This is a genomic window from Nocardia sp. NPDC058705 (assembly GCF_042749305.1).
Taxonomy (GTDB): Bacteria; Actinomycetota; Actinomycetes; order Mycobacteriales; family Mycobacteriaceae; genus Nocardia.
In genome coordinates this window covers 55446-79375 of sequence record NZ_JBHYRN010000019.1, presented here as the reverse complement: position 1 = coordinate 79375, position 23930 = coordinate 55446, and the positions used below count along the sequence as shown (strand labels likewise).

General features: G+C 68.2%; 20 protein-coding genes. 3 read left to right on the top strand and 17 right to left on the bottom strand.

Features of this window, described 5'->3' with window-relative positions:
• Positions 1-50 precede the first annotated feature (50 nt).
• Together ACFW6D_RS21400 and ACFW6D_RS21395 are read right to left on the bottom strand one after the other, a co-directional pair.
• On the bottom strand, positions 51-548 hold the full coding sequence (locus tag ACFW6D_RS21400; RefSeq protein ID WP_379330649.1) for a hypothetical protein: 498 nt from the start codon (positions 546-548) through the stop codon (positions 51-53).
• Between the two features lie 58 nt (positions 549-606).
• The gene (locus ACFW6D_RS21395) at positions 607-1899 is read right to left on the bottom strand and encodes a DNA polymerase IV (RefSeq protein ID WP_379330752.1); all 1293 of its coding nucleotides are present in this window, start codon (positions 1897-1899) and stop codon (positions 607-609) included.
• A gap of 179 nt (positions 1900-2078) precedes the next feature.
• Here ACFW6D_RS21395 and ACFW6D_RS21390 point away from each other — a divergent pair, with 179 nt between their 5' ends.
• Positions 2079-2954, top strand: a complete 876-nt coding sequence (locus tag ACFW6D_RS21390) for a UTP--glucose-1-phosphate uridylyltransferase (RefSeq protein ID WP_379235920.1) — start codon at positions 2079-2081, stop codon at positions 2952-2954.
• A gap of 146 nt (positions 2955-3100) precedes the next feature.
• Here the strand turns inward: ACFW6D_RS21390 and ACFW6D_RS21385 are convergent, their stop codons facing one another.
• From ACFW6D_RS21385 to ACFW6D_RS21375, 3 genes are all read right to left on the bottom strand, one after another.
• Positions 3101-3616 (bottom strand): NlpC/P60 family protein, encoded by a 516-nt coding sequence (locus ACFW6D_RS21385; protein WP_379235918.1) that lies wholly within the window; start codon positions 3614-3616, stop codon positions 3101-3103.
• 307 nt (positions 3617-3923) lie between these two features.
• Positions 3924-4793, bottom strand: coding sequence for an alpha/beta fold hydrolase (locus tag ACFW6D_RS21380; protein ID WP_379330647.1), 870 nt, complete (start codon positions 4791-4793; stop codon positions 3924-3926).
• Positions 4794-4898: 105 nt separating this feature from the next.
• Positions 4899-5432, bottom strand: a complete 534-nt coding sequence (locus ACFW6D_RS21375) for a TetR/AcrR family transcriptional regulator (RefSeq protein WP_379330645.1) — start codon at positions 5430-5432, stop codon at positions 4899-4901.
• A 74-nt stretch (positions 5433-5506) separates the two neighbouring features.
• Here ACFW6D_RS21375 and ACFW6D_RS21370 point away from each other — a divergent pair, with 74 nt between their 5' ends.
• Positions 5507-5920, top strand: coding sequence for an organic hydroperoxide resistance protein (locus tag ACFW6D_RS21370; RefSeq protein ID WP_379235912.1), 414 nt, complete (start codon positions 5507-5509; stop codon positions 5918-5920).
• 58 nt (positions 5921-5978) lie between these two features.
• Here the strand turns inward: ACFW6D_RS21370 and ileS are convergent, their stop codons facing one another.
• The 7 genes from ileS to ACFW6D_RS21335 all read right to left on the bottom strand — a co-directional run bounded on the left by ileS (position 5979) and on the right by ACFW6D_RS21335 (position 16976).
• Positions 5979-9113, bottom strand: coding sequence for an isoleucine--tRNA ligase (ileS, locus tag ACFW6D_RS21365; protein ID WP_379330643.1), 3135 nt, complete (start codon positions 9111-9113; stop codon positions 5979-5981).
• A 568-nt stretch (positions 9114-9681) separates the two neighbouring features.
• The gene (locus ACFW6D_RS21360; RefSeq protein ID WP_379330641.1) at positions 9682-10539 is read right to left on the bottom strand and encodes a DivIVA domain-containing protein; all 858 of its coding nucleotides are present in this window, start codon (positions 10537-10539) and stop codon (positions 9682-9684) included.
• A 78-nt stretch (positions 10540-10617) separates the two neighbouring features.
• Positions 10618-10902: a YggT family protein gene (locus ACFW6D_RS21355; protein ID WP_379330639.1), complete on the bottom strand. Its 285-nt coding sequence runs from the start codon at positions 10900-10902 to the stop codon at positions 10618-10620.
• A gap of 90 nt (positions 10903-10992) precedes the next feature.
• Positions 10993-11748: a cell division protein SepF gene (locus ACFW6D_RS21350; RefSeq protein WP_379330637.1), complete on the bottom strand. Its 756-nt coding sequence runs from the start codon at positions 11746-11748 to the stop codon at positions 10993-10995.
• Positions 11749-11855: 107 nt separating this feature from the next.
• Positions 11856-12584: a YggS family pyridoxal phosphate-dependent enzyme gene (locus ACFW6D_RS21345; RefSeq protein WP_379330635.1), complete on the bottom strand. Its 729-nt coding sequence runs from the start codon at positions 12582-12584 to the stop codon at positions 11856-11858.
• Between the two features lie 109 nt (positions 12585-12693).
• Positions 12694-13425 carry a peptidoglycan editing factor PgeF gene (gene pgeF, locus ACFW6D_RS21340; RefSeq protein ID WP_379330633.1) on the bottom strand — a complete coding sequence of 244 codons (732 nt, stop codon included), beginning with the start codon at positions 13423-13425 and terminating at the stop codon, positions 12694-12696.
• Between the two features lie 134 nt (positions 13426-13559).
• Positions 13560-16976 carry an AAA family ATPase gene (locus ACFW6D_RS21335; RefSeq protein WP_379330631.1) on the bottom strand — a complete coding sequence of 1139 codons (3417 nt, stop codon included), beginning with the start codon at positions 16974-16976 and terminating at the stop codon, positions 13560-13562.
• Positions 16977-17069: 93 nt separating this feature from the next.
• On the opposite strand from ACFW6D_RS21335, the gene ACFW6D_RS21330 reads away from it, so the two are divergent.
• Entirely contained in the window at positions 17070-17702 is a 633-nt protein-coding gene (locus ACFW6D_RS21330) for a hypothetical protein (RefSeq protein WP_379330629.1), read from the top strand.
• 64 nt (positions 17703-17766) lie between these two features.
• On the opposite strand, the gene ftsZ is transcribed toward ACFW6D_RS21330, so the two are convergent.
• The 5 genes from ftsZ to ftsW form a co-directional block, all read right to left on the bottom strand.
• Positions 17767-19029 (bottom strand): cell division protein FtsZ, encoded by a 1263-nt coding sequence (ftsZ, locus tag ACFW6D_RS21325; protein ID WP_379330627.1) that lies wholly within the window; start codon positions 19027-19029, stop codon positions 17767-17769.
• A gap of 131 nt (positions 19030-19160) precedes the next feature.
• Positions 19161-19838, bottom strand: coding sequence for a cell division protein FtsQ/DivIB (locus ACFW6D_RS21320; protein WP_379330625.1), 678 nt, complete (start codon positions 19836-19838; stop codon positions 19161-19163).
• A gap of 8 nt (positions 19839-19846) precedes the next feature.
• Positions 19847-21361, bottom strand: a complete 1515-nt coding sequence (gene murC, locus ACFW6D_RS21315; RefSeq protein ID WP_379330624.1) for a UDP-N-acetylmuramate--L-alanine ligase — start codon at positions 21359-21361, stop codon at positions 19847-19849.
• Positions 21358-22473, bottom strand: coding sequence for an undecaprenyldiphospho-muramoylpentapeptide beta-N-acetylglucosaminyltransferase (gene murG / locus ACFW6D_RS21310; RefSeq protein ID WP_379330623.1), 1116 nt, complete (start codon positions 22471-22473; stop codon positions 21358-21360). Before murG ends, murC begins: the two co-directional genes overlap by 4 nt.
• Positions 22470-23885 carry a putative lipid II flippase FtsW gene (gene ftsW / locus ACFW6D_RS21305; RefSeq protein ID WP_379330751.1) on the bottom strand — a complete coding sequence of 472 codons (1416 nt, stop codon included), beginning with the start codon at positions 23883-23885 and terminating at the stop codon, positions 22470-22472. The genes murG and ftsW overlap by 4 nt, the downstream gene beginning before the upstream one ends.
• Positions 23886-23930: the final 45 nt, after the last annotated feature.

The following is a 23930-nucleotide window of genomic DNA, read 5'->3' as shown; positions in this document are numbered from 1 at the left end:
ACGCGAAAGCCCCGTCCGGAAACGTCCGAACGGGGCTCGAGCGGGGTGGATCAGGGACAGGCGACCGAGGTCTGACCCAGATTGGTCATCATGCCGCAGGCCCACGACTTCTGGACCTTCCACTTGCCGTCTTCGGCCACGAACGGCACGTCGACGACATTGGTCTGGCCGTTGAGGGTGAAGTTGGCCTTCGCGTTGACGCTGTCACCGAAGGAGGTCACCTCGGTGACCTGGACCTGGACGGCTGCGTCCTTCGCGGCCTGCGCCAAGCGGTTGGGCAGCTCCGGGTCGGCTTCGCCGCCCTGCACGAAGTCCAGCTTCTGATCGTTGGGCACCGACGGGTCGAGCGCGGTATTGAGCTGCTCGTTGAGCTGCTCCACGGTCGGCACCGGCGGCAGGTCCGCGGCCGCCGCGGCCGTGGTCTTCATGCTGGTGGTGGTTTTGGCGGCGGGCTTGTCACCCTTGTCGTCGCTGCACGCGCTCAGGCCGAGGGCGGCGACCACAGCCAGTCCGGCGATCGCTACACGTCCGGTCGTACGAAGCTTCAACTGCTCGTCCTTTGCGTTCGAGGGGGAGTCGTTCCATCGCGGTAGCCGAGGCTACTCCTCACGCGAGACTGGCCAGCGGATCGGCCCGTGTCAGCCCCGTGTCGTCGGCTGGAAAGGTACGCGCCGCACCGGGACCTGTCGAGCTGGTCTCGAAACGCACGGTCACCACGCCGTAGCCGGCACCCTGCACCCAGCCGTGCCCGAATTCGGGATGACTCACATCCATTCCCGGAAACCACAGTCCCGCAAGCAGACTCGGCTGTTCTTCCGGTGGTGGTTCGGTGACGGTTCCGAGATCCTCCGGCACGGCCTGATCGAGTTCGGGGAACAGCGATTCCTGGCGCACCAAAGACAATCCGCCGTAACCGACGCCGACGAGGCGGATCGGGCCGAGCTCGGCGGGGTCGATCGCGGAGCGCTGTGCGGCCGCGGCGAGGGTGGTCAGGTCAGCGGTGGCGTAGGGCAGGGTGAACGACCTGGTCACGATGCCCATGTCGGACTTCTTGAGTTTGAGGACCACGGTGCGGGCCGCGCGGCCGTCGCGTTCGAGTCTGCGGTGTGCCGACGCTGCCATCGCGGTGACGGCGGCACGTAATTCGGCCATGGTGACGATGTCGCGCTCGTAGGTGTTCTCGGCGCTGATCTGTTTGGCCTCAGCGCGTTCGGTGACGGGTCGGTCATCGATCCCGCGCGCCAGCCGGTGCAGTGCGGCGCCCATGCTGCCGCCGAGGATCGAGGCGGCCTCCGATTCCGGCAGTGCGGCGAACGCGCCGACCGTCTCGATGCCGAGGCTGCGCAGCCTGGATTCGGCGACCGGGCCGATCCCCCACAGTTTGCGCACCGGCAGCGCGGCGAGCAGCTCGCCCTGTTCCGCGGGCGAAATGACCCGCATCCCATCGGGTTTGGCGAGGCCGGAGCCGATCTTGGCGAGCTGTTTGCCGGTGGCCGCGCCGACGGAGGCGGTGAGGCCGGTCTGGGTCAGAACGAGAGCGCGCAGCATCGCGCAGTAGTCCTCGACCTCGGCGACACTCGCGCCGACCAGTTCGGCAGGCTCGGCGAAGGCTTCATCGAACGACAGCGTTTCGAGCACCGGAACACAGCTGCGCAACGCGTCGAACACCTTCCCGCTCAGCACCGAGTACAGCGCGCCACGCGGCGGCACGACCACGGCCGACACACCGATCAGGCGCCGGGCCTGATGCATCGGCATCGCCGAGCGCGCGCCGTAGACCCGAGCCTCGTAACTGGCCCCCGCGACCACACCGCGCTGAGTAGCCCCGCCGACGAGGACCGGGCGGCCACGCAGCGTGGGCCTTGTCAACTGCTCGGCCGAGGCGAAGAAGGCGTCCATATCGATGTGCAGCACCCAGCGACGGGCGGTAACCGCCGCATCGGGCCTGGCCGGGGCACCGGCGGCCGGGTTGTGGGTGCTCACGACGCGCAATCTACGCCGGGCCACCGACAACTCCGCACAGCCCGTTCCCAGCGGTGGCACACCGATGACACAGCGAAATATGTGATGATCGAGGGATGAAGATCCGCAAGGCTGTCATTCCGGCGGCGGGAATCGGCTCCCGGCTGCTTCCGCTGACCAAGGCGACGCCGAAGGAGATGCTGCCGGTCGGCGACAAACCGGTCATCGAGCACACGGTGCGTGAGTTGGTGGCATCCGGGATCACCGACATCACCATCGTCGTGAGCAGCGGCAAGTCGCTGATCCAGGATCACTTCCGGCCGAATCCGGCGCTCGTCGCCCAGCTTCGCGCCGACGGCAAGTCCGCCTACGCCGACGCCGTCGAGGAGGTCGGTGAGCTCTCCCGCGAGGGCCACATCACCTACCTCGACCAGCACGGCCCGTACGGCAACGGCACGCCGGTGCTCAACGCCGCCCGGCATCTGGGCGACGAACCGATGCTGGTGCTGTGGCCCGACGATGTGTTCGTCGCCGAGGTACCGCGCGCCCAGCAGCTGATCACCGCCTACGAATCGACCGGGTGCCCGGTGCTGGCGCTGCTGCCGATGTCGCCGGGTGAATCGCAGCGCTACGGCGTGCCGGTGGTCCGCGAGGACCTCGACGACGGGCTGCTGCGCATCTCCGGTCTGATGGAGAAGCCCAAGCCAGAAGACGCGCCGTCGGCCTTCGCGGCGATCGGTGGGTATGTGGTGACGCCGGGCATCATCGACGAGCTGCGCACCCAGACCGAGAACTGGTACACCCACCAGACCGGCGAGGTGTACCTGACCGACGCGATCAACAACTACGCCGCCGAGCATGCGGTGTACGGCCAGGTCATCCAGGGTCGCTGGTACGACACCGGCAACCCGGCCGACTACCTGGTGGCCCAGTTCGCCTCGGCCCTGGCCCACCCCGAATACGGGCCGCTACTGCGCGCGCTGGTGGACTGAGGTCTTTCTCGCGGCCCGCCCGATTCTGGACTGACCAGAGGGTCCCGGGTTAGAGCTGACCATCACTCCTGCGACGAAGGAGTGCCCGCCGGGAGGGAAGAATCGGGGCCCGAAGGGCCGCGATTGCGGGGCCAGCCGCCAAGAATTCAGAACCTTCTGATCGCGAAGATGTCGAATTCGCGTAGAGGATGTAGGCCGACCGGCACGCCCCAGTCGTGGGCGTCCAGGAGTTGGCCTCCACCTGCGTAGATGCCGACGTGGGAGCCGTCGCCGTTGAGGATGACGACGTCGCCGGGGGCCAGACCGCCGAAGGTGACCGGGAGGCCGACTTTCGCCTGCTCCCAGGTGGTGCGTGGGAGGGTGACGCCGACCTGGCGGAACGCCCACTGGACCAGGGCGGAGCAGTCCCAGGCGTGTGGGCCGTTGGCGCCCCACTCGTAGGGTTTGCCGATCTGGGTCATGGCCGCAGTGAGCGCGCCGATGCCGGTGGCGCTCGGGAACGGGATCATGCCGGAGCCGCTGGAGCTGCCCGATGACGAACCCGATTCGCCCGAACCCGACGAGCTACCGGGTTGTGACCACGCGGGGCCTGCCATCAAAAGAGTGGTGGCGATGGTGGCGACGAATCCGAAGGCTAATCGTCGCAGAACTTTTCGCTTCAAGTGCGCGCCCTTCCTCACGGCCGGTAGCAAGGCTTCCGGCTGGTCGGCTATCGGGCGGCATCGCCTGATTCACGAATGGACCACCCACTGATCCGGTGGCGCGCCGAGGTATCACTACCGTCGGCGCGGCACCGTTTCCACAGGACAATCGTCACGAGCAGTTACTGTCACCTCAGCGGTTCCATGCGCATCAGCAGTAACATCACGATTGTGCCGGATACGGTCGCCGATGTCACAAAGTTCAGCAACTTTCCAGCATCATTTTCGATTCGTCGCGACTCTTCGCCGGTGAGGGGTCCGGACAAGATCAGTTGATCCGGTCGAGGACGCCGTGGAGGGTGCGGGCGAAAGCCTCCGGCTGGCCCGGGTAGCCGGACTCAGGACCGGTGAAGCCACCGTGGTGGCTGGGGAACAGCACCGGCTGGTGGCCGAGCTGGTCGGCGAGTGCCGACGAGGTGCGTTCGGTGACTGTGCCTTTCGACTCCTCGCCGTAGCCGAGCACGATCCGGGTCGGTGCGGCGGTCAGCGCCGCGATGTCGGCGCGGTAGCCGAGAACCGGTCGGGAACGCTGCGACAGCAGCGGGTCGTCACGGACGCCGTCGTCGGAGACCGGCAGGCCGAACAGCGCGGGGTCCGCGGCGGGCGCGTCGAAGTACTCCTCGGTGAATTCGCCCTGCCAGGAGGTCATCGCGATGAACGTCGCCATGCCCGCACCGAACCCTTTCGCCGCGTAGGCGTCGCGATATCCGGACGCGGCGCGGTCGGCCGCCGCGGCATCGGGGAGTGCCGTCAGCAGCGGCGGTTCGTGCGCTACCAGCGTGGACACGTCGGCGGGATGCGCGGTGACGAGCGCCAGCGCGACGAGCGCCCCGCCGCTGCTGGCGAACATCTCGACCGGACCGGCGCCGATGGCCTCGATGATGGCGTGCACGTCGCCGGCGTGGACGGCGGGGACATTGTCGACCTCACCGTCGGCGCGGACGCTGCGCCCGAGGCCGCGCGGGTCGTAGGTGACGACCGTGCGATCGGGAAAATGCGCGGCGAGCGCGGTGAAGCCGCTCGCGTCCATCGGCAGACCGATCATGACCAGCGGCGGGCGCCCATCGGCGGTCGGGAGTGGCCCGTGGACGTCGTAGGTGAGCGTTGCGTCGGGGAGTTCGAGTGTGTGCGTCGTCATGCACGTTCTGACGCGCCCAACGGCGAGAATTCATCGGCCGCTGCGCGAATGCCCCGGAAACCGCTGCTGCGCAAGGGTTTCCCGCTGCGAGCAACGTGCCCGCGATCAGGCGATCTGGTTCATCGCCGCCGCGATGCCCGCGCGGACTGTCTCGCTGTCACCGACGCCGCCGCTGATGGTGACGCCGTCGCGGGTCATGAGCAGGACACGGGCGGCTTCGTCGGGCGCCCGATGGCCGCCCGCGCGGAGACGTTCGGCCATCAGCTCGCGGAACCAGGTGCGGTAGTCGTCGACGACGCGGCGGACCGGATGGGTCGGGTCGGGGAATTCGACGGCGGCATTGAGAAAGGGGCAGCCGCGGAAACCGGGGCCGCAGCTGATGTCGCGGAGCGTGCCGAAGATGGTGACGATGCCGTCGAAGCCGTGCGCCTCGACCGATTCCAGCGCCTCGCGCTGGCGCCCGTATTCACGCTCCAAATAGGCGACGACCAGGTCTTCCTTGGTTTTGAAGTGTCGATAGAACGTGGCCTTCGCGATACCGGCCTCGGCGATGATCCGGTCGATGCCGACCGTGTGCACTCCCTCGGCATAGAACAATCGGGTGGCGGTTTCGAGTAGACGGACACGGGCTGCGCTCACTCCTTGACAGTAGCAGACAGGTCTGTCTACTCTCGATCGCAAGTGAACAGACAAGTCTGTCTAGGAGGACACCCATGGCTCCCATCTACACCGCGATCGCCACCTCGGTCGGCCGCGACGGCCGTTCGTACACCGATGACGGCGTGCTCGATCTGACGCTCGCCCGCCCCAAGGCGATGGGCGGCGACGGCGCGGGCACCAACCCGGAGCAGCTTTTCGCGGCGGGGTATTCGGCCTGTTTCGCCAGTGCGCTGCAGCTGGTCGCCAAGCGGATGAAGGTCGATGCCGACGATGCGTCGGTGACTGCCGAGGTCGGTTTGAATCCCCTCGAAGGCGGCCGGTTCGGGCTCTCGGTGGTGCTGCGGGTGGAGCTGCCCGAGCACCTACACAACGAGCAGGGGCAGCAGCTCATCGAGACCACCCACCAGGTGTGCCCATACTCCAATGCCACCCGGGGCAATATCCCGGTGGAACTTGTTGTGGAGTAACAGAATTCACGCGAAAAGGGCGGGACCAGTTGGTCCCGCCCTTTCGCTGTCGCGAGTCCTAGACTTTGGCGACCGAAACCTTGACGCCGCCGGTGATCTCGGCAGCGTCGGCACCGGCGTCACCGAAAGTCAGTGCGGTAGCGAGGATTTCCCCGGCGATCAGGTCGCGGTGGGTCGCCGCCCACTCCGCCCGCTCGGCGGGAACGTCGAGGACCACGCTGATCCGGTCGGACACCTCGAGGCCCTGCGACTTGCGGGTCTCCTGCAGGTCGCGGATGAGGTCGCGGGCCCAGCCCTCGGCCTCCAGTTCCTCGGTCACCACCGAGTTCAGCACCACCAAGCCGGCATTGCCGGGCAGGGCGGCGGTGGACTCGGGTTCGGCGGCCACCAGGCGCTGGGTGTACTCCTCGGGCAGCAGGGTGATCCCGGCGGCGGACACGACTCCGTCGGCGGACACGCTCCACTCCCCCGCCTTGACGGCCTTGATCACCGTCTGGACCTGCTTGCCGATGCGCGGACCGGCGGCACGCGCGTTGACGACCAGTTCGAAGCGGCCGTGCGCGGACACGTCGGTGGTCAGGTCGACCTTCTTGACGTTGACCTCGTCGGCGATCAGCTCGGTGAACGGAGCCAACCGTTCGGCGTCAGCCGCGGCGATGGTGACCTCGGCCAGCGGCAGGCGCACCCGCAGGTTCTGGGCCTTGCGCAGACTCAGCACGGTGGAGCAGACCACCCGCACCTCGTCCATCGCGGCGACCAGTTCGGGGTCGTGCGGCAGCTCGGTCTCGGTCGGCCAGTCGGTGAGGTGCACCGACCGTTCGCCGGTCAGGCCACGCCAGATGACCTCGGTGATCAGCGGCAGCAGCGGTGCGGCCAGGCGGGTGACCACCTCGAGGACCGTGTGCAGGGTGTCGACCGCGTCGCGGTCCTCGGACCAGAAGCGCGAACGCGACCGGCGCACATACCAATTGGTGAGCGCGTCGGCGAAACCACGCAGCTCGTCGGCGGCACCGGCGATGTCGTAGGTCTCCAAGGCCTCGGTGACCACGTCGCGGGTGACCGCGAGCTTGGCCAGGATGTACCGGTCGAGCACATTCGGCGAATCCGTACGCCACACACCCGGCTTCGAGGCGTAGAGCTGCAGGAACGTCCACGCGTTCCACAGCGGGCGCATGGCATGGCTCACGCCTTCGCGGATGCCGCGCTCGGTGACGATGAGGTTGCCGCCGCGCAGGATGGGCGAGCTCATCAGGAACCAGCGCATGGCGTCGGAGCCGTCGCGGTCGAAGACCTCGTTGACGTCGGGGTAGTTGCCCTTCGACTTCGACATCTTCAGGCCGTCTTCACCGAGCACGATGCCGTGCGCGGCAACGGTTTTGAACGCCGGGGAATCGAACAGCGCGGTCGAGAGCACGTGCAGCGTGTAGAACCAGCCGCGGGTCTGCCCGTTGTATTCGACGATGAAATCGCCGGGGAAGTGGCTGTCGAACCACTCCTTGTTCTCGAACGGGTAGTGCACCTGGGCATAGGGCATCGAGCCCGACTCGAACCAGCAGTCCAGGACCTCGGGCACCCGGCGCATGGTCGACTGCCCGGTCGGGTCGTCGGGATTGGGCCGGGTGAGGTTGTCGATGTGCGGGCGGTGCAGGTCGGTGGGGCGCACGCCGAAGTCGGCTTCGAGTTCGTCGAGCGAGCCGTACACGTCCACGCGCGGGTAGGCCGGGTTGTCCGACACCCAGGCGGGGATCGGGCTGCCCCAGTAGCGGTTTCGGCTGATGTTCCAGTCGCGCGCGCCTTCGAGCCACTTGCCGAACTGGCCGTCGCGGATGTGCTCGGGCACCCAGCTGATCTGCTGGTTGAGTTCGACCATCCGGTCACGGAACTTGGTGACCGCGACGAACCACGACGGCACGGCCATGTAGATCAGCGGCTGGCCCGAACGCCAGCTGTGCGGGTAGGAGTGCTCGATCGTCTCGTGCCGCAACAGCTTTCCGGCGGCCTTGAGATCCTTGATGATCACCGGGTTGGCGTCGAACACCATCAGGCCCTCGTACGGCGGCACCATCGAGGTGAACTTGCCCGCCGGGTCGAGCGGCTGGACGATGTCGATGCCGTTGGCGGTGGCCACGTCCATGTCCTCTTCACCGAAAGCCGGTGCGAGGTGGACGATTCCGGTGCCGGAGTCGGTGGTGACGTAGTCGGCGGTGAGCACGCGGTGCGCGTTGGGGTGGCCGACGAAGAAGTCGAACGGCGGGGCGTAGGACAGGTCGGCCAGGGCCGCGCCGTCGTACTCGCCGAGCACCTCGGGCTCGTCGCCCAGTTCGCGGCTGTAGTGCGAAAGACGTTCCGCGGCAAGCAGGTAGCGCTTGTCGTCGGCGCCGCGCACGTGCACGTAGCGCACGTCGGGGTGCACCGCGATCGCGAGGTTGGACGGCAGGGTCCACGGGGTGGTGGTCCAGATCAGCGCGTTCGCGCCGTCCAGGGCCGCGAGGGGGTGCTCGGCCGCGACGGTCAACTGCATGTCGACGGTGACCGCGGGGTCCTGACGCATCTTGTACGCGTCGTCGAGGCGGGTCTCCTGGTTCGACAGCGGCGTCTGCTCGTACCAGCTGTAGGGCAGCACGCGGAAGCCCTGGTAGATCAGGCCCTTGTCGTGCAGCGACTTGAAGGCCCACATGACCGACTCCATGAAGTCCAGGTCCAGGGTCTTGTAGTCGTTGTCGAAGTCGACCCAGCGGGCCTGCCGGGTGACGTACTCGCGCCACTCGTTGGTGTAGCGCAGCACCGAGGACTTACAGGCGGCGTTGAACTCGGCCAGCCCCATCTGCTCGATCTGGGCCTTGTCGGTGATGCCGAGCTGCTTCTCGGCCTCGATCTCGGCGGGCAGGCCGTGGGTGTCCCAGCCGAAACGGCGGTCGACCTTCTTGCCGCGCATGGTCTGGAAGCGCGGGATCAGGTCCTTGACGTAGCCGGTCAACAGGTGGCCGTAGTGCGGCAGACCGTTGGCGAACGGGGGGCCGTCGTAGAAGACGAACTCCTCGTCGCTGTCGCGGTTGGCGATGCTGGCGCGGAAGGTGTCGTCGCGGGCCCAGTAGTCGAGCACCTGGGTTTCGAGCTCCGGGAAGGACGCGCCCGCGGCCGCGCCGAAGTCGACCCGGGGGTATGCGCTACCGGTAGTTGTCTCGTCCGCCATCGCGGATTGCTCCTCGTGCCGCCGCGCTGTGAGCGCGGAATGTGGGCACGGGGACGATGTCGGCGCCGGTGCGCCGTACCGCGGTACCACCCCGTTTGCCTGGCCTTTTCCCGAGGGAACAGACCGAGCCTCTCGTTGTGTGAGCTGTGACGGGCTCACCCGTTCGGTTCTACTGAGCGCGAACGCTGTTCTTCCGAAGACTCCCCGGTGATAGCCGGATCAACGTCATGTGTACTGCAATTCTAACCGGGCGCGTCCAGCCGATATTTCGCGCCCGTTCAGTTCCGCCGGGCGTGTCGGCCGGGTGGGGCCGCTTCGCTTTCGGGTTTTCGCGTGGCCAGTGCGCTCACGAGCAAACTCGCGGCACCGACCACACAGATCAGAATGCATCCCCACGCCCAGACCACCGAACCGGTGGCCAGGGCTGCGACCAACAGTCCGAAACCGATCGCTGCAAGAACAAGCGTCAAGACGAGCATGGTGACTCCCAAGCCAACCGAGCAGCCCGACGAAAACTGGGCGTTCCCGAATCACGCGACGCGCTGCGTCGCGCGACCCGGAAACCAGTTTACTTGCCGCCCTTGGCGAAGGAAGCGGGAGCCAGACTGTTGGCCGAACCGTTGGTTTCGCCCGCGAACTCGCCGCCGTCGACCGGCACAGCCGACCCACGGTTCTCGAGCTCTTCCAGCTGCGATTCCAGGTAGGACTTCAGGCGCACGCGGTACTCGCGCTCGAAGGTCTTGAGCTGCTCGATGCGGCTTTCCAGCACTGTGCGCTGCTGGGTAATCGTGGCCATGATCTCGGCGTGCTGACGCTCGGCGTCGGCGGTGAGCGCCTCTGCCTTGTCCTTGGCCTGCCGGATCTGGGTGTCGGAGCGGTTCTGCGCGTCGGCCAGCATCGCGTCGGACTTCTGACGCGCGTCGGCGATCATCGCTTCCGAGCGGGTGCGGGCGTCGCCGACCAGTCGCTCGGAGTTTGCCCGCGCGTTCGACAGCAGGCCCTCGGACTCGGTCTTGGCGTCGGTGGTGAGGCGGTCGGCCATCTCCTGCGCCAGGGTGAGCACCTTCGCGGCCTGCATGTTCGCGTCCGGGCCGCTGTTCTGCACCGGCGCCGCGACGGGCATCGGAGCGGGCGGCGCGACCGGAACCGGCTGCGGAACAGGTTCTGGGGCGGGCGGCGGAGCCTGCTGCACAGGCGCCTTCGCGGCGTTGACCGGGGCGGGCCCGCGGTTCTTCTTGGCGTCGGCCAGCTCGGTGTCGAGTTCGGCGACCCGCTGACGCAGGTCGGCGTTCTCCTCGATCAGGCGCGAAAGCTCCTGTTCGACGAGATCCAGGAAAGCATCGACCTCGTCCTCGTTGTAGCCGCGCTTACCGATCGGCGGTTTGCTGAACGCGACGTTGTGCACATCGGCAGGAGTCAGCGGCATCGAAGGATCCCTTCACGCGTCTTTTGGAGAACTAGCAAGCGGTCTTCTCGATTCATTGTGTCACACGGAGGTCACGGTCTAAGCGAGCGTACCCACGATATTCATCAGAACGATGACCAGGATGATCAGGACCATTATCGAAAGATCAAGACTGACCTGCCCAAGTTTCACAGGAGGTATCAACCGCCTCAGGAGTTTCACCGGCGGGTCTGTCACTGTGAAGACCGACTCGAGGACGATCGCCACGACACCGGACGGACGCCAGTCGCGGGCGAAACTGCGAATGAGCTCGACGATCACCCGACTGATGAGCAACAGCCAGAATACGTACAGCACGAAGTACAGAACCGCGAACAGGGCCACGCCGACAACTCTGCCGTAAAACCGGCGGCGTGCAAAATGGCCGCGCCGCGCGGTGCGCGGGCGGCCATCTCGGCAGTCGGTATGCGGTCGCTATTTCTGGTTGTAGAAGCCGTTTTCGGCGATCCGGCGGCGTTCTTCGGCTGATACGTCGACGTCGGCGGGTGAGAGCAGGAACACCTTCGTCGCCACCTTGTCGAACGAACCACGCAGCGCAAACGCGAGTCCGGCCGCGAAATCGACCAGCCTTTTCGCATCGGCGTTGCTCAGGTCGACCAGGTCCATGATGACCGGATTCCCTTCGCGGAAACGCTCACCGATGATCCTGGCCTCGCTGTAGTCGCGCGGACGCAGCGTGGTGATCTTGGACAAGGGACCTCCGTCCTCGAAGATCCCTGGACGCCGCGCGGGCGCGGGCTCGGGGCGCAAGCGCTCCTCCATCCTGCGCTCCTCGGCATCGGGATCGACCGCGAGCGCACCACGAGTGGAGCCACGCATACCTGGTGCGACACCGCCTGCCCGGAAGGACCGGCCCGACGACGGCGCCGTTTCGATCCTGGTGGGGCGACGCGGCGTCTCATAGCGATCGTCGGCGTAGGTGTCGGCGACATAGTCGTCGCGACGCGCCTGGTAGGCCGACTTGTAGGCCGGCTGCGGGAAGTCGTCGACATCGTCGGCGAAACGGTCTGCGCCGTAACGGTCTTCGGCATAACGGTCGTAGCTGCGCGGGCGGACACGGTCCGCGCGCTCCTCGGCGCCGCGAGGGGCATGATCGTCGACGTAGTCGTCTTCGTACTCATCGAGCGGAACCATGCCGAAGTACGCCTTGAACTTATGCAGGGTACTCATCTGGTCGACCTTCCTTCGGCCCCGGTGGCGGCCGGGTGTTGAAGTTCTTGCGCAGCGCCTCTTCGGCCCAATCGTATGTGTCGAATGTGACTGATGAGGTTTCTTTGCTACGCCGAGGTTATCGGTCGGGCGCCCATCAAGGCGGTTCCGACACGCACACACGTCGAACCGTGTTCGACCGCAATCTCCAAATCACCCGACATACCTGCAGAAAGTTCGGTGGCTTCGGCGTGTTGCGCGAGTAGCGAAGTGTGTAACTTCGCAAGATTCGCAAACGACACATCCGCGGGGCTGTCAAGGGGCGGAATCGCCATCAGACCGGCCAGATGCAGTCCGGGCGCCTTCGCTACCAGGTCGGCCAGGGCGAGCAGATCGGCGGGCGCGACACCCCCGCGTCCGGGGTCGGTATCCAAGCTCACCTGCAGCAGTACCCGCAGCGGCGCGATACGCTCGCCGGCTGCCAGTGCGTCCTGCGCGGCTCTGTCCAGGGCGTTTGCCAGACGTTCGCTGTCGACCGAGTGCACGGTGTGCGCCCAGCGGGCCACCGCGCGCGCCTTGTTGCGTTGCAAGCGGCCGATCATGTGCCACTCGACATCGTCGTAGGCGAGTTCGTCGACCTTCGCGGACGCTTCCTGCTCCCTGGACTCACCGAATTCGCGTCGGCCGAGAGCATGCAGGATGGCGACGTCGGAGGCGGGGAAGAACTTCGTCACCGGCAGGAGCTGGACCGAACCCTGTTGGCGGCCTGCGGATTCGACCGCGGCGTCGATGCGGGCGAGCAGGCCGTCGAGGCGGGCGGAGAGTTCGGTGGTGCGTGCCGGGTCCGGCGTGCTCATGCGGCGCCTCCGAGTGCGCTGCGGGCGGCACCGGCCACCGTCATGCCGATGTGGTGGGCCTCCCGCACCGAAGCGAGCACGGTCATGTGGCCTGCGATGGCGCGGCGGCTCATGCGGTCGGCTCCATCCAGATCACGCCGGCGATGCGGCCGGTGGGGGCGCCGCGACGGTGGCTGAACAGGGTTTTGTCCTCGATGGTGCAGCGGGGGTCCACGGCGATGCCTGCGACGCCCGCTTCGGTGAGCTGGCGACGGATGCCCGCGCGCAGGTCGAGGCCGGGGGTCTTGCGGACGGTGGTGGTCGCGCTGCCGGGCAGGTGGGCTTCCACGTCGGCGCGCATCGAGGCGGGGACTTCGTACTGGCGACCCGAGGCCGCGGGGCCGAGGAAGGCGCCGATGCGATCCACGCGAGCGCCGACCGAGACCATCGCCTCCAGTACGCGGGGCACGATGCCGATGCGGGCGCCGATGCGACCCGCGTGGACGGCGGCGATCACGCCCGCCTCGTCGTCGGAGAGCAGGACCGGCACACAGTCTGCGGTGAGCACAACCAGGGCCAGGCCAGGCACGGTCGTGACCAGTGCGTCGGTCACCGGCACCGGTTCGGCGCGCGGCCCGTCGACGATCTCGACGGTGCGCCCGTGCACCTGCTCCATCCACACGAGGCGGTCCGGGGCGAGGCCGATGCCCTCGGCCAGCCGGATCCTGTTGCGGCGCACCGCTTCCGGATCGTCTCCGACGTGGTCACCCAGGTTGAACGAGTCGTAGGGCGCGGCGGAGAAGCCACCGGCGCGGGTGGTGGTCACCCGGCGAACGGTCACGGTAGGAGGTGCGGAAGTCATGGTTCGAGGGTAGTGCGGTCACGAGGTCGTCCGGTCACCGCGCACAGTGACATCGGTCAAGCCGATGCGCGGGTGATGCGTTCGAGCCGGGCAGGCCGCTGGATTCGACGACGGCGACCCGATCCGTCCGACGCTCACACCATGGATCGCGCGGCGTCGAGTTCGCCGAGCTTGCGGCTGATGCCCGCGCGACCGGTCAGTCCCAGCTTGCGGAGCACTCGGCTCAGGTGGTCCTCGACGGTGCGGGGGCTGAGGTAGAGGTGCTCGGCGATGGCCTTGTTCGTGTGGCCGTGGGCGGCCAACTCGGCGACCTCGCGCTCGCGCCTGGTCAGGGCGGTCGGCGTGCCGACGCGCTGGAGGCCCGCGAGTCGGCGTTGTTCGACGGTCACCTCGTCGAGCAGGCGGGTGGCCCCGGTCGCGAGGAAAACCACACGCGCGCAAGCGAATCGGCTGGTCGCGGCGCCGAAATCGCCGCGCCTGCCCGCGACGACACCGGCGAACAACTCGGCCTGCGCACCGTTCACCACCATCCCGGCCCGCGCGAACGCCGCGATCGCCACCTCGGCGGCCGCCGTAGCCCCGGTGGTGTCGCCGATGGCCGCCGCGTAGACGGCGCGGGCTAGTGCTGCCACTCCGACCTGGCTGCCGAGACCGTGGATCGACCGATTCAGCGGTACGTCGACCTGCGAATCGTCGGGGGCGACCCGGTCGCCGGTCACGAGGGAGGCGGCGGCGAACTGCTCGACGCTGCCGCTCGCGCGGTTGTCGGATGTCGGCGACAACTGTGCGTCGATGGTCGCGGCACCGAGCTGGGCCGATATCTCGCGGGGGTCGTCGGCGCGCACGTCGTCGGCGCGAACGTCGTGGACAGCGCCCGCCGCCGCAGCGACCTCAACACGGGCATCGTCGGCGCGAACGTCGTGGACAGCGCCTGTTGCCGCGGCGGCCTCGGCTCGGGTGATCAAGATGTCAGCCGTGGAGAAGTCGCCGGTGATGATGGCGGCGTGTGCGGCTCGGGCGAGATGGGTCGGGTAGAGGGGGCCGGGGCGGTTGTCGAACGGTGGCGAGTGGGGGGCGAGTGGTGACGAGGTGGGGAGGGTTCCGGCGGTGTCGGCGAGGGCTGTTTCCACGACCTGTCGCCACCAGCGCATGATGGGGCGTGGGAGGGCGGCGACGGTGAGCCACTGGGCGGCGACCGCTGCGGGCGGGGCGGTGAGTTGGAGGGTGCGCAGTTTCAGGGCGCCTGCGAAGGAGAGCAGGTCGGGGTAGTGGAAGGTGGTGGCGGCGTCGGTGGCTTCGTCGGCGGCGGCGATGGCGTCGTGCAGGCGACCGAGTTTCGCCAGGGAGTACGCGCGGACGGTGTGGAGTTCGGCGAGGGCGTAGGTGCGGCCGAAGCGACGGGCTACGGCGATCGCGCGGTCGAGGTGGTCGAGGCCCTGCGCGTCGCGGTCGAGGAAGTAGGCGCACCAGCCGAAAGCCGGTGCGGCGTGGACTATTTCGCGCAGGTCGGTGTCGCAGAGGCGGCCGAAGGCATGGTCGCAGGGGTCGAAGAGGTGGGCGGCGTCGGTGATGCGCGCGTCGGCGAGCAGGCCGAGGCAGCGCAGTGCCAGTGCGGCGGCGCGGATGGCTGGGTCGTCGACGGCGTCGGAGTCGAACAGGGCGGACAGGCGAGCGCGGCCTTCGACATCGCGATGGTCCTGCATTTCCAGGATCGCGAGTTCCAGTTGCACCGGGCCGTCGCCGGGGCGGCGGGGCAGGTCGGCGCCCACTGCGAGGAGTGTTCGCGCGCGGTCGACGCGGCCGAGCATGCGCGCGCATCGAGCCGACAGCAGGAGTGCTTCCAGTTGGTGCGGACCCGCAGTGGCGGCGGCCGGCCGGAGCGTCTCCCCCGCTGCCGCGGCCGCGCCGGACAGCAGTTGCGCGCGGCCGAGCGACAACGCGTCAGCCAGTGGGTCGGCGACCGGTCGGGAGATGCGCGCGGCGGCCGTGAACCAGCGCGCGCTGGCCGCGGGCGCGTCGGCGAGCACCTGCTCCGCGGCCACTCGAAGCTCCGCGGCCGCGATCTCGTCGGCGCCGAGCAGTGCGTGCTCGAGATGCCGGGCGCGCGCGGGCATCGGCGCGTCGCGGGCGCGCAGGGTGATGGCGGCGCGCCGGTGTGCCATGGCTCGCCAGCCGTGCCCGGCCAGGCGGTAGGCGGCGGTTCGGATCAGCGGGTGGGCGAAAGTCACGGCGCCGTCGAACACATCGACGACCCCGCGCTCGACCAGTCCGTCCACCGCTTCTACCGCCGAACCGGCATCGAGATCTGCCGTCGCGCACAGCAATTCGAAGTCGACAGGGACACCACATACCGCGAGGGCCTGCGCGACCAGCCGCGCGGTCACCGGGAGCTGAGCCAACTCGGCGCGAATCGTCCGGTCCAGCGCCGCATAGTCGTTCGACGCGGGGCCGTCATCGGACAACGCGCGGTCCGCCGCAAACACTTCGTATGTCACGGAGCCGCCACCGGGCAACGTGCGACCCGCTGCCACCCCCTCGTCCGCCACGGGGCCAGCACCCGTCAACAGGCGGTCTGCCGCCACCACGTCCTCCATCACGGGGCCATCACCCCGCAATAGACGGTCCGCCGCCGCCATGTCGTCCATCACGGCGCCATCACCCCGCAAAAGGCGGTCCACCGCAACCACGTCGTTCGTCACGGGGCCAGCACCGGCCAACACGCGATCCGCCGCAACCACGTCGTATGTCACGGAGCCGCCACCGGGCACCGCGCGGTCCGCCGCCACCGCGTCGTTGTACGCGGGGTCGTCACCGCGCATCGCCCGGTCCAATTCGCGGTTGGGGAGGTCGGCGAGCAGCGTCAGGTACAGGGGATTGCCCTGGGAGGCACTGAACAATCTGGCTCGCCTGCGCTGGTTTTCGGCGGGCAACAACTGGTCGACATCGGCTTCGGTGAACGGGGGCACCCGCATCCGCACGGTTCGTACCTGGGGCGCGCGGGTCAGCCGCGCGATCGACGGCGGACAGGTCCCCGTGCGGAAGGCGAGCAGCAGCCGGAACCCGCGTGCGGGTGGGTTCCGGATCAGGAAGGTCAGCAGTCGCAACGACTCCGGGTCGACCCACTGGAGATCGTCGACGACGAGCAGGGTCTCGACCGCGCCGAGCGCGCGCCGCATCGCCGTGACCCCGGTGTCGCCGATCGCTCCCGACGCGATCATGTCCGCCGAGGAGCCCGCGCCCTCGGCACAATTCCGTTGGCCCGGCTCCGCCGATCGGTCCGCTGTCGATGCGGCGGCGTCGTCGGCCGTGCTGTCGGCCAACTGCTCGACGATGTCGGCGGCGAGGTAGCCCGGCTGGGCGCGAGCGTCTTCGGCGCCGGTCACCATCAGCACCCGACAGCGTGCCGCGCCCGCGAACTCGGCGATCAAGCGGGACTTGCCGATTCCGGCCGGTCCGTCGACCAGCAGCAACCAGGGCGCGTCGGGGGCTGCGAACGTCGTGGTCAGCGCGGCCAGTTCGGCGGCGCGTCCGACGAATGCGCGTTCGAACATGGCACTGGCGTCCTTCACTGGCGAGATCGGCCGAACACGGCCGGATCAGAGCTTAACGGGCGCCGCCGACGCGCGAATACCGTGGTTTCCCGGATGCTCGCCGGGACGGGTTCGGGTTGGGTGGTCGGGGCCGACACCGCTGAAGGGTCCGCGGTGCGGTTGCGCAGAAAGAAGGTTCGCATGATGTTCACCGGCAAGAGCGTGGTTTCCCGCTTCTCGCTCGCACTGCTCGCGGTTACGGCACTCGGTACCGCCGGCTGCTCGGCCGTGGACAAGGTCGCCGACGCGGCCAAGGACGCGAGCAAGTCCGATACCGCTCGCGCGAAGGTCGGTGACTGCATCAACGTGATCTCGGCGTCGATGATCGACTCCAAGACCGAGCCGGTCCCCTGCTCGGCCGAGAACGCCGTCTACCAGGTGGTCCAGGTCCACGAGCAGAAGGTCGACTGCCACGAGGACTACACCTCCTACGAGGAGACCTACGGCAGCGGCGGCACGCTCGCCTTCCTCTGTCTGGCCCCCAATTTCAAGGAGGGCAGCTGCTACAACGAGGGCATGATGACCGGCTACAAGTTCGTGCCGTGCACCGCCACCGACGCCAGCTTCAAGGTCGTCAGCCGGGTCGACGGCCAGGTCGACGAGCAGCTGTGTGGTGAGGACGCCGACTCGGTCCTGGTGGTCAACGATCCGAAGATCACCTACTGCCTCGGTAGCGCGAAGGGCTGATCGCCCGCACAACGCGAAAGCGCCCGAACTCGACCAGAGTTCGGGCGCTTTCGTGTGTCCAGCGCTAGCGGCGCATGAAGATCGGGACCTCGATGTCGTCGTCATCGTCGCCGTCGTCACGCGGCACCGAGTTGTTGACCTCGTTCATCGCCCGCTCGGTGACCCGCTGACGCTCCGACTCCCGGTACCGCTCGGTGTCGCGGTAGTTCGGCGCGGGAGCCCGGCCACCGGACACCCCGGCCGTGGCGGGCTCGGTGGGCCGAGACGGTGCTTCGGGGGCGCGCCCCTGGCCGATCTCGCCCGCGCGGCCGGAGCCGATCGGGCCTGCCCCGGTGCGGCTCGTCGGTGCCGCGGTGTTCTCGAGGCTGCGCCGCGAGGGGCCGCCACCGTCGAATCCGGCGGCGATGACGGTGACCCGCACCTCGTCGCCGAGCGAATCGTCGATGACCGTACCGAAGATGATGTTGGCTTCGATGTGGGCGGCTTCCTGCACCAGCGAGGCCGCCTCGTTGATCTCGAACAGACCCAGATCGGACCCGCCCGCGATCGAGAGCAGCACGCCGTGCGCGCCGTCCATGGAGGCCTCGAGCAGCGGCGAATTGATCGCCGTCTCCGCGGCTTTCACCGAACGGCCCTCACCGCGCGCCGAACCGATGCCCATCAGCGCCGAACCGGCACCCGACATCACGGACTTGACGTCGGCGAAGTCGACGTTGATCAGACCCGGGGTGGTGATCAGGTCGGTGATGCCCTGAACACCGTTGAGCAGCACCTCGTCCGCGGAGCGGAAGGCGTCCATGAGACTCACCGCCGCGTCGCCGAGCTGCAGCAGCCGGTCGTTGGGAATGACGATGAGGGTGTCGCACGACTCGCGAAGCAGGTTGATGCCCACTTCGGCCTGGTTCCCGCGCCGTTTTCCTTCGAAGGAGAACGGCCGGGTGACGACCCCTATAGTCAAGGCGCCCAACTTGCGGGCGATGCTGGCGACGACGGGGGCGCCACCGGTTCCGGTGCCACCACCCTCGCCCGCCGTCACGAAGACCATGTCGGCGCCCTTGAGCACCTCTTCGATCTCGTCCTTGTGGTCTTCGGCGGCTTTTCGGCCGACTTCCGGATCAGCTCCGGCGCCGAGACCTCGGGTGAGTTCGCGTCCGACGTCGAGTTTGACGTCGGCGTCACTCATCAGCAGGGCTTGGGCGTCGGTATTGACCGCGATGAACTCGACTCCCTTGAGTCCCTGTTCGATCATTCGGTTGACGGCGTTCACGCCGCCGCCGCCGATACCGACGACCTTGATCACTGCAAGGTAGTTGTGCGGGGGCGTCATGGGCTCTCGCCTTCCTTCGATCTTAAACCCTCAACCTCAACCATAGGGTTGGCGTTATGTCAAGTATCCGACTGCTGCGGAACGCTATTCGCAGCCACTGCGATCCCGGCGCAGGCGCGCCGTAGTTTCGCTCACTTTACCGTGACCAGATTCGGACTCGATACGTCGAACACGGTCCCCTCACGGGTCAGAAGCGGTAATACGACAGCGGCTTTGCGCTCGCCGTCGCCCGTGCCGCCCCACACTACCTTCCGTCCGTCGCGCAGGCTCAGTGAGACGTCCGAAATCGACCGTGCGACAACCTCACCCACCTGCACCGACAGTGCGGGCGGCAGGGTGACCAGCACGTCCACCGCGGCCCGTGCCGCCGCGGGCCCGGTGAACGAGCCCTCGGTGAGCAGTTTCGGCACGCCGATGGGCGGTTCGGGCTCGATCGCGAATTCGACACTCTCCGCGTCGATCAGGTGCGCGCCGTCCGGTGCGTCGAAGTACACCACCGGTGTTCGCTCCACGACGGTGACCAGCACTGTCGAGGGGAATTTACGTTGCACCCGGACCGAGCGCACCTTCGGGATCGCGGCGACGCGCTGGGCGATCGCGGTGGTGTCGATGCGCAACATCGAACGGCCGTCCGGAATTTCGAGCAGACCGCGCACCTCGGCCTCCGGCACCGCGGACAGACCGTCGACCTGCACGGTGCGCACCGACAGCGCCGGGGTGAACCAGGCCAGCACCACCAGCAGGCTCACCACGACCACTGCGACCACCGTCCAGAGTCGGTAGCCGTGCCACCCGCGCGCGGCGGGCATCGGCAACCTCACCGGCCGCCCTGTTGCGGCCTGGCCCGCAGGCTGTCGAGGATCTGGGTGCCGAGCATGGTGACATCGCCCGCGCCCATGGTGATCACGACGTCGCCATCGTGTGCGAGCCCGGCGACCTGCTTGCCCACCTTCGACATATCGGGTTGGAAATGCACGGGTTTGGTCACCGACTGGGCAACCAGCGCGCCGTTGACGCCGGGCAGCGGGTCCTCGCGGGCGCCGTAGACGTCGAGCACGACCACCTCGTCGGCCAGGCTCAGCGCGGTGCCGAACTCGGTGGCGAAAGTGGCGGTGCGGCTGTACAGGTGCGGCTGGAACACCACGATCACCCGGCTCTGGCGGGTGCGGGCGCCGTCGCGCGCTTCCTGGGCGACGAGCTGCGCGGCGGCCTCGAGCACGGCCCTGACCTCGGTGGGATGGTGGGCGTAGTCGTCGAACACGCGCACGCCGTTTTCGCGGCCGGTGAACTGGAACCGGCGATGCACGCCGCCGAATCCTTCCAGGCCCTGCACGATCTCATCGATATCGGCGCCGGTGGCACGGGCGGCCAGCAGCGCGGCCAGCGCGTTGAGCGCCATGTGCCTGCCGGGCACCGACAGGCGCACCGTTCGCGGGGTGGTTTCGCCGTCGAGCTGGAATTCGACGATGCCGCCGACGTCACGCGGTTGCCAGTCGAGCATCCGCGCGCCGACGGTCACCGGCGCGTCGGTGAGATCGCCCGATCCATAACCGAGGACCGCGATTCCGCGTTCGGCCATGCGCGGTGCGACCCGCTGGGCCAGCGCGAGCGAACCGGGATCGTCGAGGCACACCACCAGCAGGCCGCCGGGGGCGAGGCGGTCGGCGAAGTCGTCGAAGACCTGGATGTAGGCCTCGTCGGTGCCGAAGTAGTCGAGGTGGTCGGATTCGATATTGGTGACCACGGCGACGTCCGGGTCGTATTGCAGCAGTGAGCCGTCGGACTCGTCGGCCTCGGCGACGAAGATGTCACCGCTGCCGTGGTGGGCGTTGGTGCCCGCCTCGTTGAGCTCGCCGCCGACCGCGAACGACGGATCGGCGCCGCAGTGCTGCAGCGTGACGATCAGCATCGAGGTGGTCGAGGTCTTGCCGTGGGTGCCCGACACCAGCAGGGTCTTGTGCCCGCGCATCAGCGAGGCGAGCACCGTGGGCCGCATCAGGACGGGGATATTGCGCCGATGTGCTTCGACCAGTTCGGGATTGGTCTTCGGGATGGCGGCGTAGGTGGTGACGACCACGGTCGGGCCGCCGGGCAGCAGGTCGAGCGCCTCGGCGGCGTGGCCGATGCGCACCTCGGCGCCGCGGGCCCGCAGCGACAGCACGCCGCGGCTCTCGCGGGCATCGGAGCCGGACACCTTGCCACCTCGCGAGAGCAGGATGCGCGCGATGCCGGACATGCCCGCACCGCCGATGCCGACCATGTGCACACGCTCGAGCTCGGGCGGCAGGGCGGCATCGCCTGCGATCGAACCAGCGCGCTCGGGCTCGCTCATCGGGCGACCTCGGTGACGATCCTGGCCACCGTGTCGGCAGCGTCGCGATGGCCTGCGCCTGCGGCGGCGCGGCTCATGTGCGCGAGTGCGGCGGGGTCGAGCAGCAGCGGAATCACCTCATCGATCACATATTTCGGGGTCAGCTCGGCGTCGGCCACAATTGTGCCACCACCTTGGGCCACCACCGGTCTGGCGTTGAATTCCTGTTCGCCGTTGCCGTGCGGGAGCGGCACGTAGAAGGCCGGTAGGCCGACCGCCGACACCTCGGCCACGGTCATGGCACCGGAGCGGCACACGACCGCGTCAGCGGCCGCGTAGGCCAGGTCCATGCGGGACAGGTAGGGCACCGCCACATACGGCGCCGGCGCGTCGGCGGTGCTCACCTCGACGCTGTTCTTGGGGCCGTGCGCGTGCAGCACCGAGATGCCGGCGGCCGCGAGTTGCGGTGCGGCACCGGACACGGCCTCGTTGAGGCTGCGCGCGCCCTGCGAACCGCCGAACACCAGCAGCACCGGTCCCTCGGCGGGCAGCCCGAAGTGGGCGCGAGCCTGCGCCCGCAGCGCCGGACGGTCGAGCTCGGTGATGGAGGCGCGCACCGGAATTCCGACGACCTGGGCACCGGCCAGCCCCGAATCGGGCACGGCGGCAAGCACCTTCGCCGCGAGCTTGGCGCCCACCTTGTTGGCGATGCCGGCCTTCGCGTTGGCTTCGTGCACGATCACCGGCACCTTGCGCTTGCGGCCGAACAGCCCACCGCGCGCGGCCAGATACGCGGGCAGTGCGACGTAACCGCCGAATCCGATGATCACGTCAGCCTGCACGTCGTCGATCACCGCCCTGGTGGCCTTGACCGAGGCGAGGACCCGACCGGGCAGCCGCAGCAGATCGGCGGAGGGCTTGCGCGGCAACGGCACCGGCGGGATCAGCTCCAGTGGGTACCCGCGTTCGGGCACCAGTTTCGTCTCGAGTCCACGTTCGGTACCCAAGGCCGTCACCCGGATCGAATCGTCGAGTCTGCGCAGCGCGTCGGCTACTGCCAACGCGGGTTCGATGTGGCCTGCGGTTCCTCCGCCTGCGACGATCACCGACAACCCGGATCGCGGGTTACTCACCTGGATCTACCTCGTTCTTTCGCGTGTGGCATCGGATAAGTCGGCTCCCATGCTCTAGTCGACCGTAGCGAACTCGTGCCGCGGCTCTCCGGCGCGCGTCGCCTACGGTCGGCGGGCGGCTGGCGGCGGGGGGCCTGACGTGGGCGTTCGGTTCTGGCGCGCGGCGCGGCCTTTCGTGGCGCGCTCGGCGGGGTGTACACCTCGGGCACCGGCAGTCGCAACAGTCGGCTGAGTCGGCCGTCCTGACCGGCCTTCAACGCCGACACCGCCTCCGGTTCGTGCCGGGCGGCGCTGGCGATGATGCCGAACATGAACAGTGTGATCGCCAGCGACGAACCACCGGCCGAGACCAGCGGCAGCTGCAGACCGGTGACCGGCAGCAGGCCGACGACGTAGCCGATGTTGATCAGCGCCTGCGCGGTGATCCAGGTGGTGGCGGTGGCGGTGAGCAGGCGCAGGAACGGGTCCACCGAGCGCAACGCGATGCGAATGCCCGCGTAGACGAACAGGGCGAGCAACGCCAGCACCAGCATGCAGCCGAGGAAACCGAGTTCCTCGCCGATGATGGCGAAGATGAAGTCGTTGTGCGAGTTGGGCAGGTAGCTCCACTTCGCGCGGCTCTGGCCGAGGCCGCGGCCCCAGATACCGCCGTCGGCGAGGGAGTACTTGGCTTGGCGCGCCTGGTAGTTGACGCCCTGCGGATCGTCACCGGGGTTGAAGAACGCGCGCACCCGATCGGAGCGATAACCGGCCGACAGCGCCAGCACCGACGCCGCGACCAGCCCGGTGACCATGATCCCCACGAACAACCGCACCGGCAGCCCACCGAACCACAGCAACGCCATCAGCACGATGCCCAGCGCGATGGTGGTCGACAGGTTCGGCTCGAGCACCACCAGCAGGCACACCAGCAGACCGGCGGGCACCAACGGCACCAGGATGTCCTTGAGTTGGGCGCCCCGGCGCGAGGCGAGCAGATGCGCGCCCCACACGATCAGGGTCACCTTCACGACTTCCGACGGCTGGATCGACAGCGGGCCGATGTCGAACCAGCGCCGCGCGCCGCCGTGGACCGAGCCGATGCCGGGAATGAGCACCAACACCAGTGCGATCACCGAGATGCTGAAGATCGGGAACGACCACTGACGCAGGAACCGCAGTGGTAGCCGCAGCGCGACATAGAACGCGATCGCGCCGAGCCCGGCGAACATCGCCTGCTGGATGAACAGCGAGTAGGCCGAACCACCACCGGCGTAGGCCTCGACGCTCGACGCCGACAGCACCATCACCAGACCGAGCACGGTGAGCAGGGTCGCGATGGTGACGATCAGGTGAAACGACGCGAGCGGCCGGGCCAACCACGCCCCGAACCGCTCCCCCGCCCAGTTCGGCTGCCCCGAACTCTTGCGCAGAGTGCTCGCGCCTTTACCCGCGCTGCCCCGGCTCTTACCCACGCT

Coding starts and splice junctions, on each gene's coding strand:
- ACFW6D_RS21395 (WP_379330752.1), bottom strand. CDS start 1,899: ATGGACGCCTTCTTCGCCTCGGCCGAGCAGTTGACAAGGCCCACGCTG.
- ACFW6D_RS21390 (WP_379235920.1), top strand. CDS start 2,079: ATGAAGATCCGCAAGGCTGTCATTCCGGCGGCGGGAATCGGCTCCCGG.
- ACFW6D_RS21380 (WP_379330647.1), bottom strand. CDS start 4,793: ATGACGACGCACACACTCGAACTCCCCGACGCAACGCTCACCTACGAC.
- ACFW6D_RS21370 (WP_379235912.1), top strand. CDS start 5,507: ATGGCTCCCATCTACACCGCGATCGCCACCTCGGTCGGCCGCGACGGC.
- ileS (WP_379330643.1), bottom strand. CDS start 9,113: ATGGCGGACGAGACAACTACCGGTAGCGCATACCCCCGGGTCGACTTC.
- ACFW6D_RS21360 (WP_379330641.1), bottom strand. CDS start 10,539: ATGCCGCTGACTCCTGCCGATGTGCACAACGTCGCGTTCAGCAAACCG.
- ACFW6D_RS21350 (WP_379330637.1), bottom strand. CDS start 11,748: ATGAGTACCCTGCATAAGTTCAAGGCGTACTTCGGCATGGTTCCGCTC.
- ACFW6D_RS21345 (WP_379330635.1), bottom strand. CDS start 12,584: ATGAGCACGCCGGACCCGGCACGCACCACCGAACTCTCCGCCCGCCTC.
- pgeF (WP_379330633.1), bottom strand. CDS start 13,425: ATGACTTCCGCACCTCCTACCGTGACCGTTCGCCGGGTGACCACCACC.
- ACFW6D_RS21335 (WP_379330631.1), bottom strand. CDS start 16,976: ATGTTCGAACGCGCATTCGTCGGACGCGCCGCCGAACTGGCCGCGCTG.
- ACFW6D_RS21330 (WP_379330629.1), top strand. CDS start 17,070: ATGCTCGCCGGGACGGGTTCGGGTTGGGTGGTCGGGGCCGACACCGCT.
- ftsZ (WP_379330627.1), bottom strand. CDS start 19,029: ATGACGCCCCCGCACAACTACCTTGCAGTGATCAAGGTCGTCGGTATC.
- ACFW6D_RS21320 (WP_379330625.1), bottom strand. CDS start 19,838: ATGCCCGCCGCGCGCGGGTGGCACGGCTACCGACTCTGGACGGTGGTC.
- murC (WP_379330624.1), bottom strand. CDS start 21,361: ATGAGCGAGCCCGAGCGCGCTGGTTCGATCGCAGGCGATGCCGCCCTG.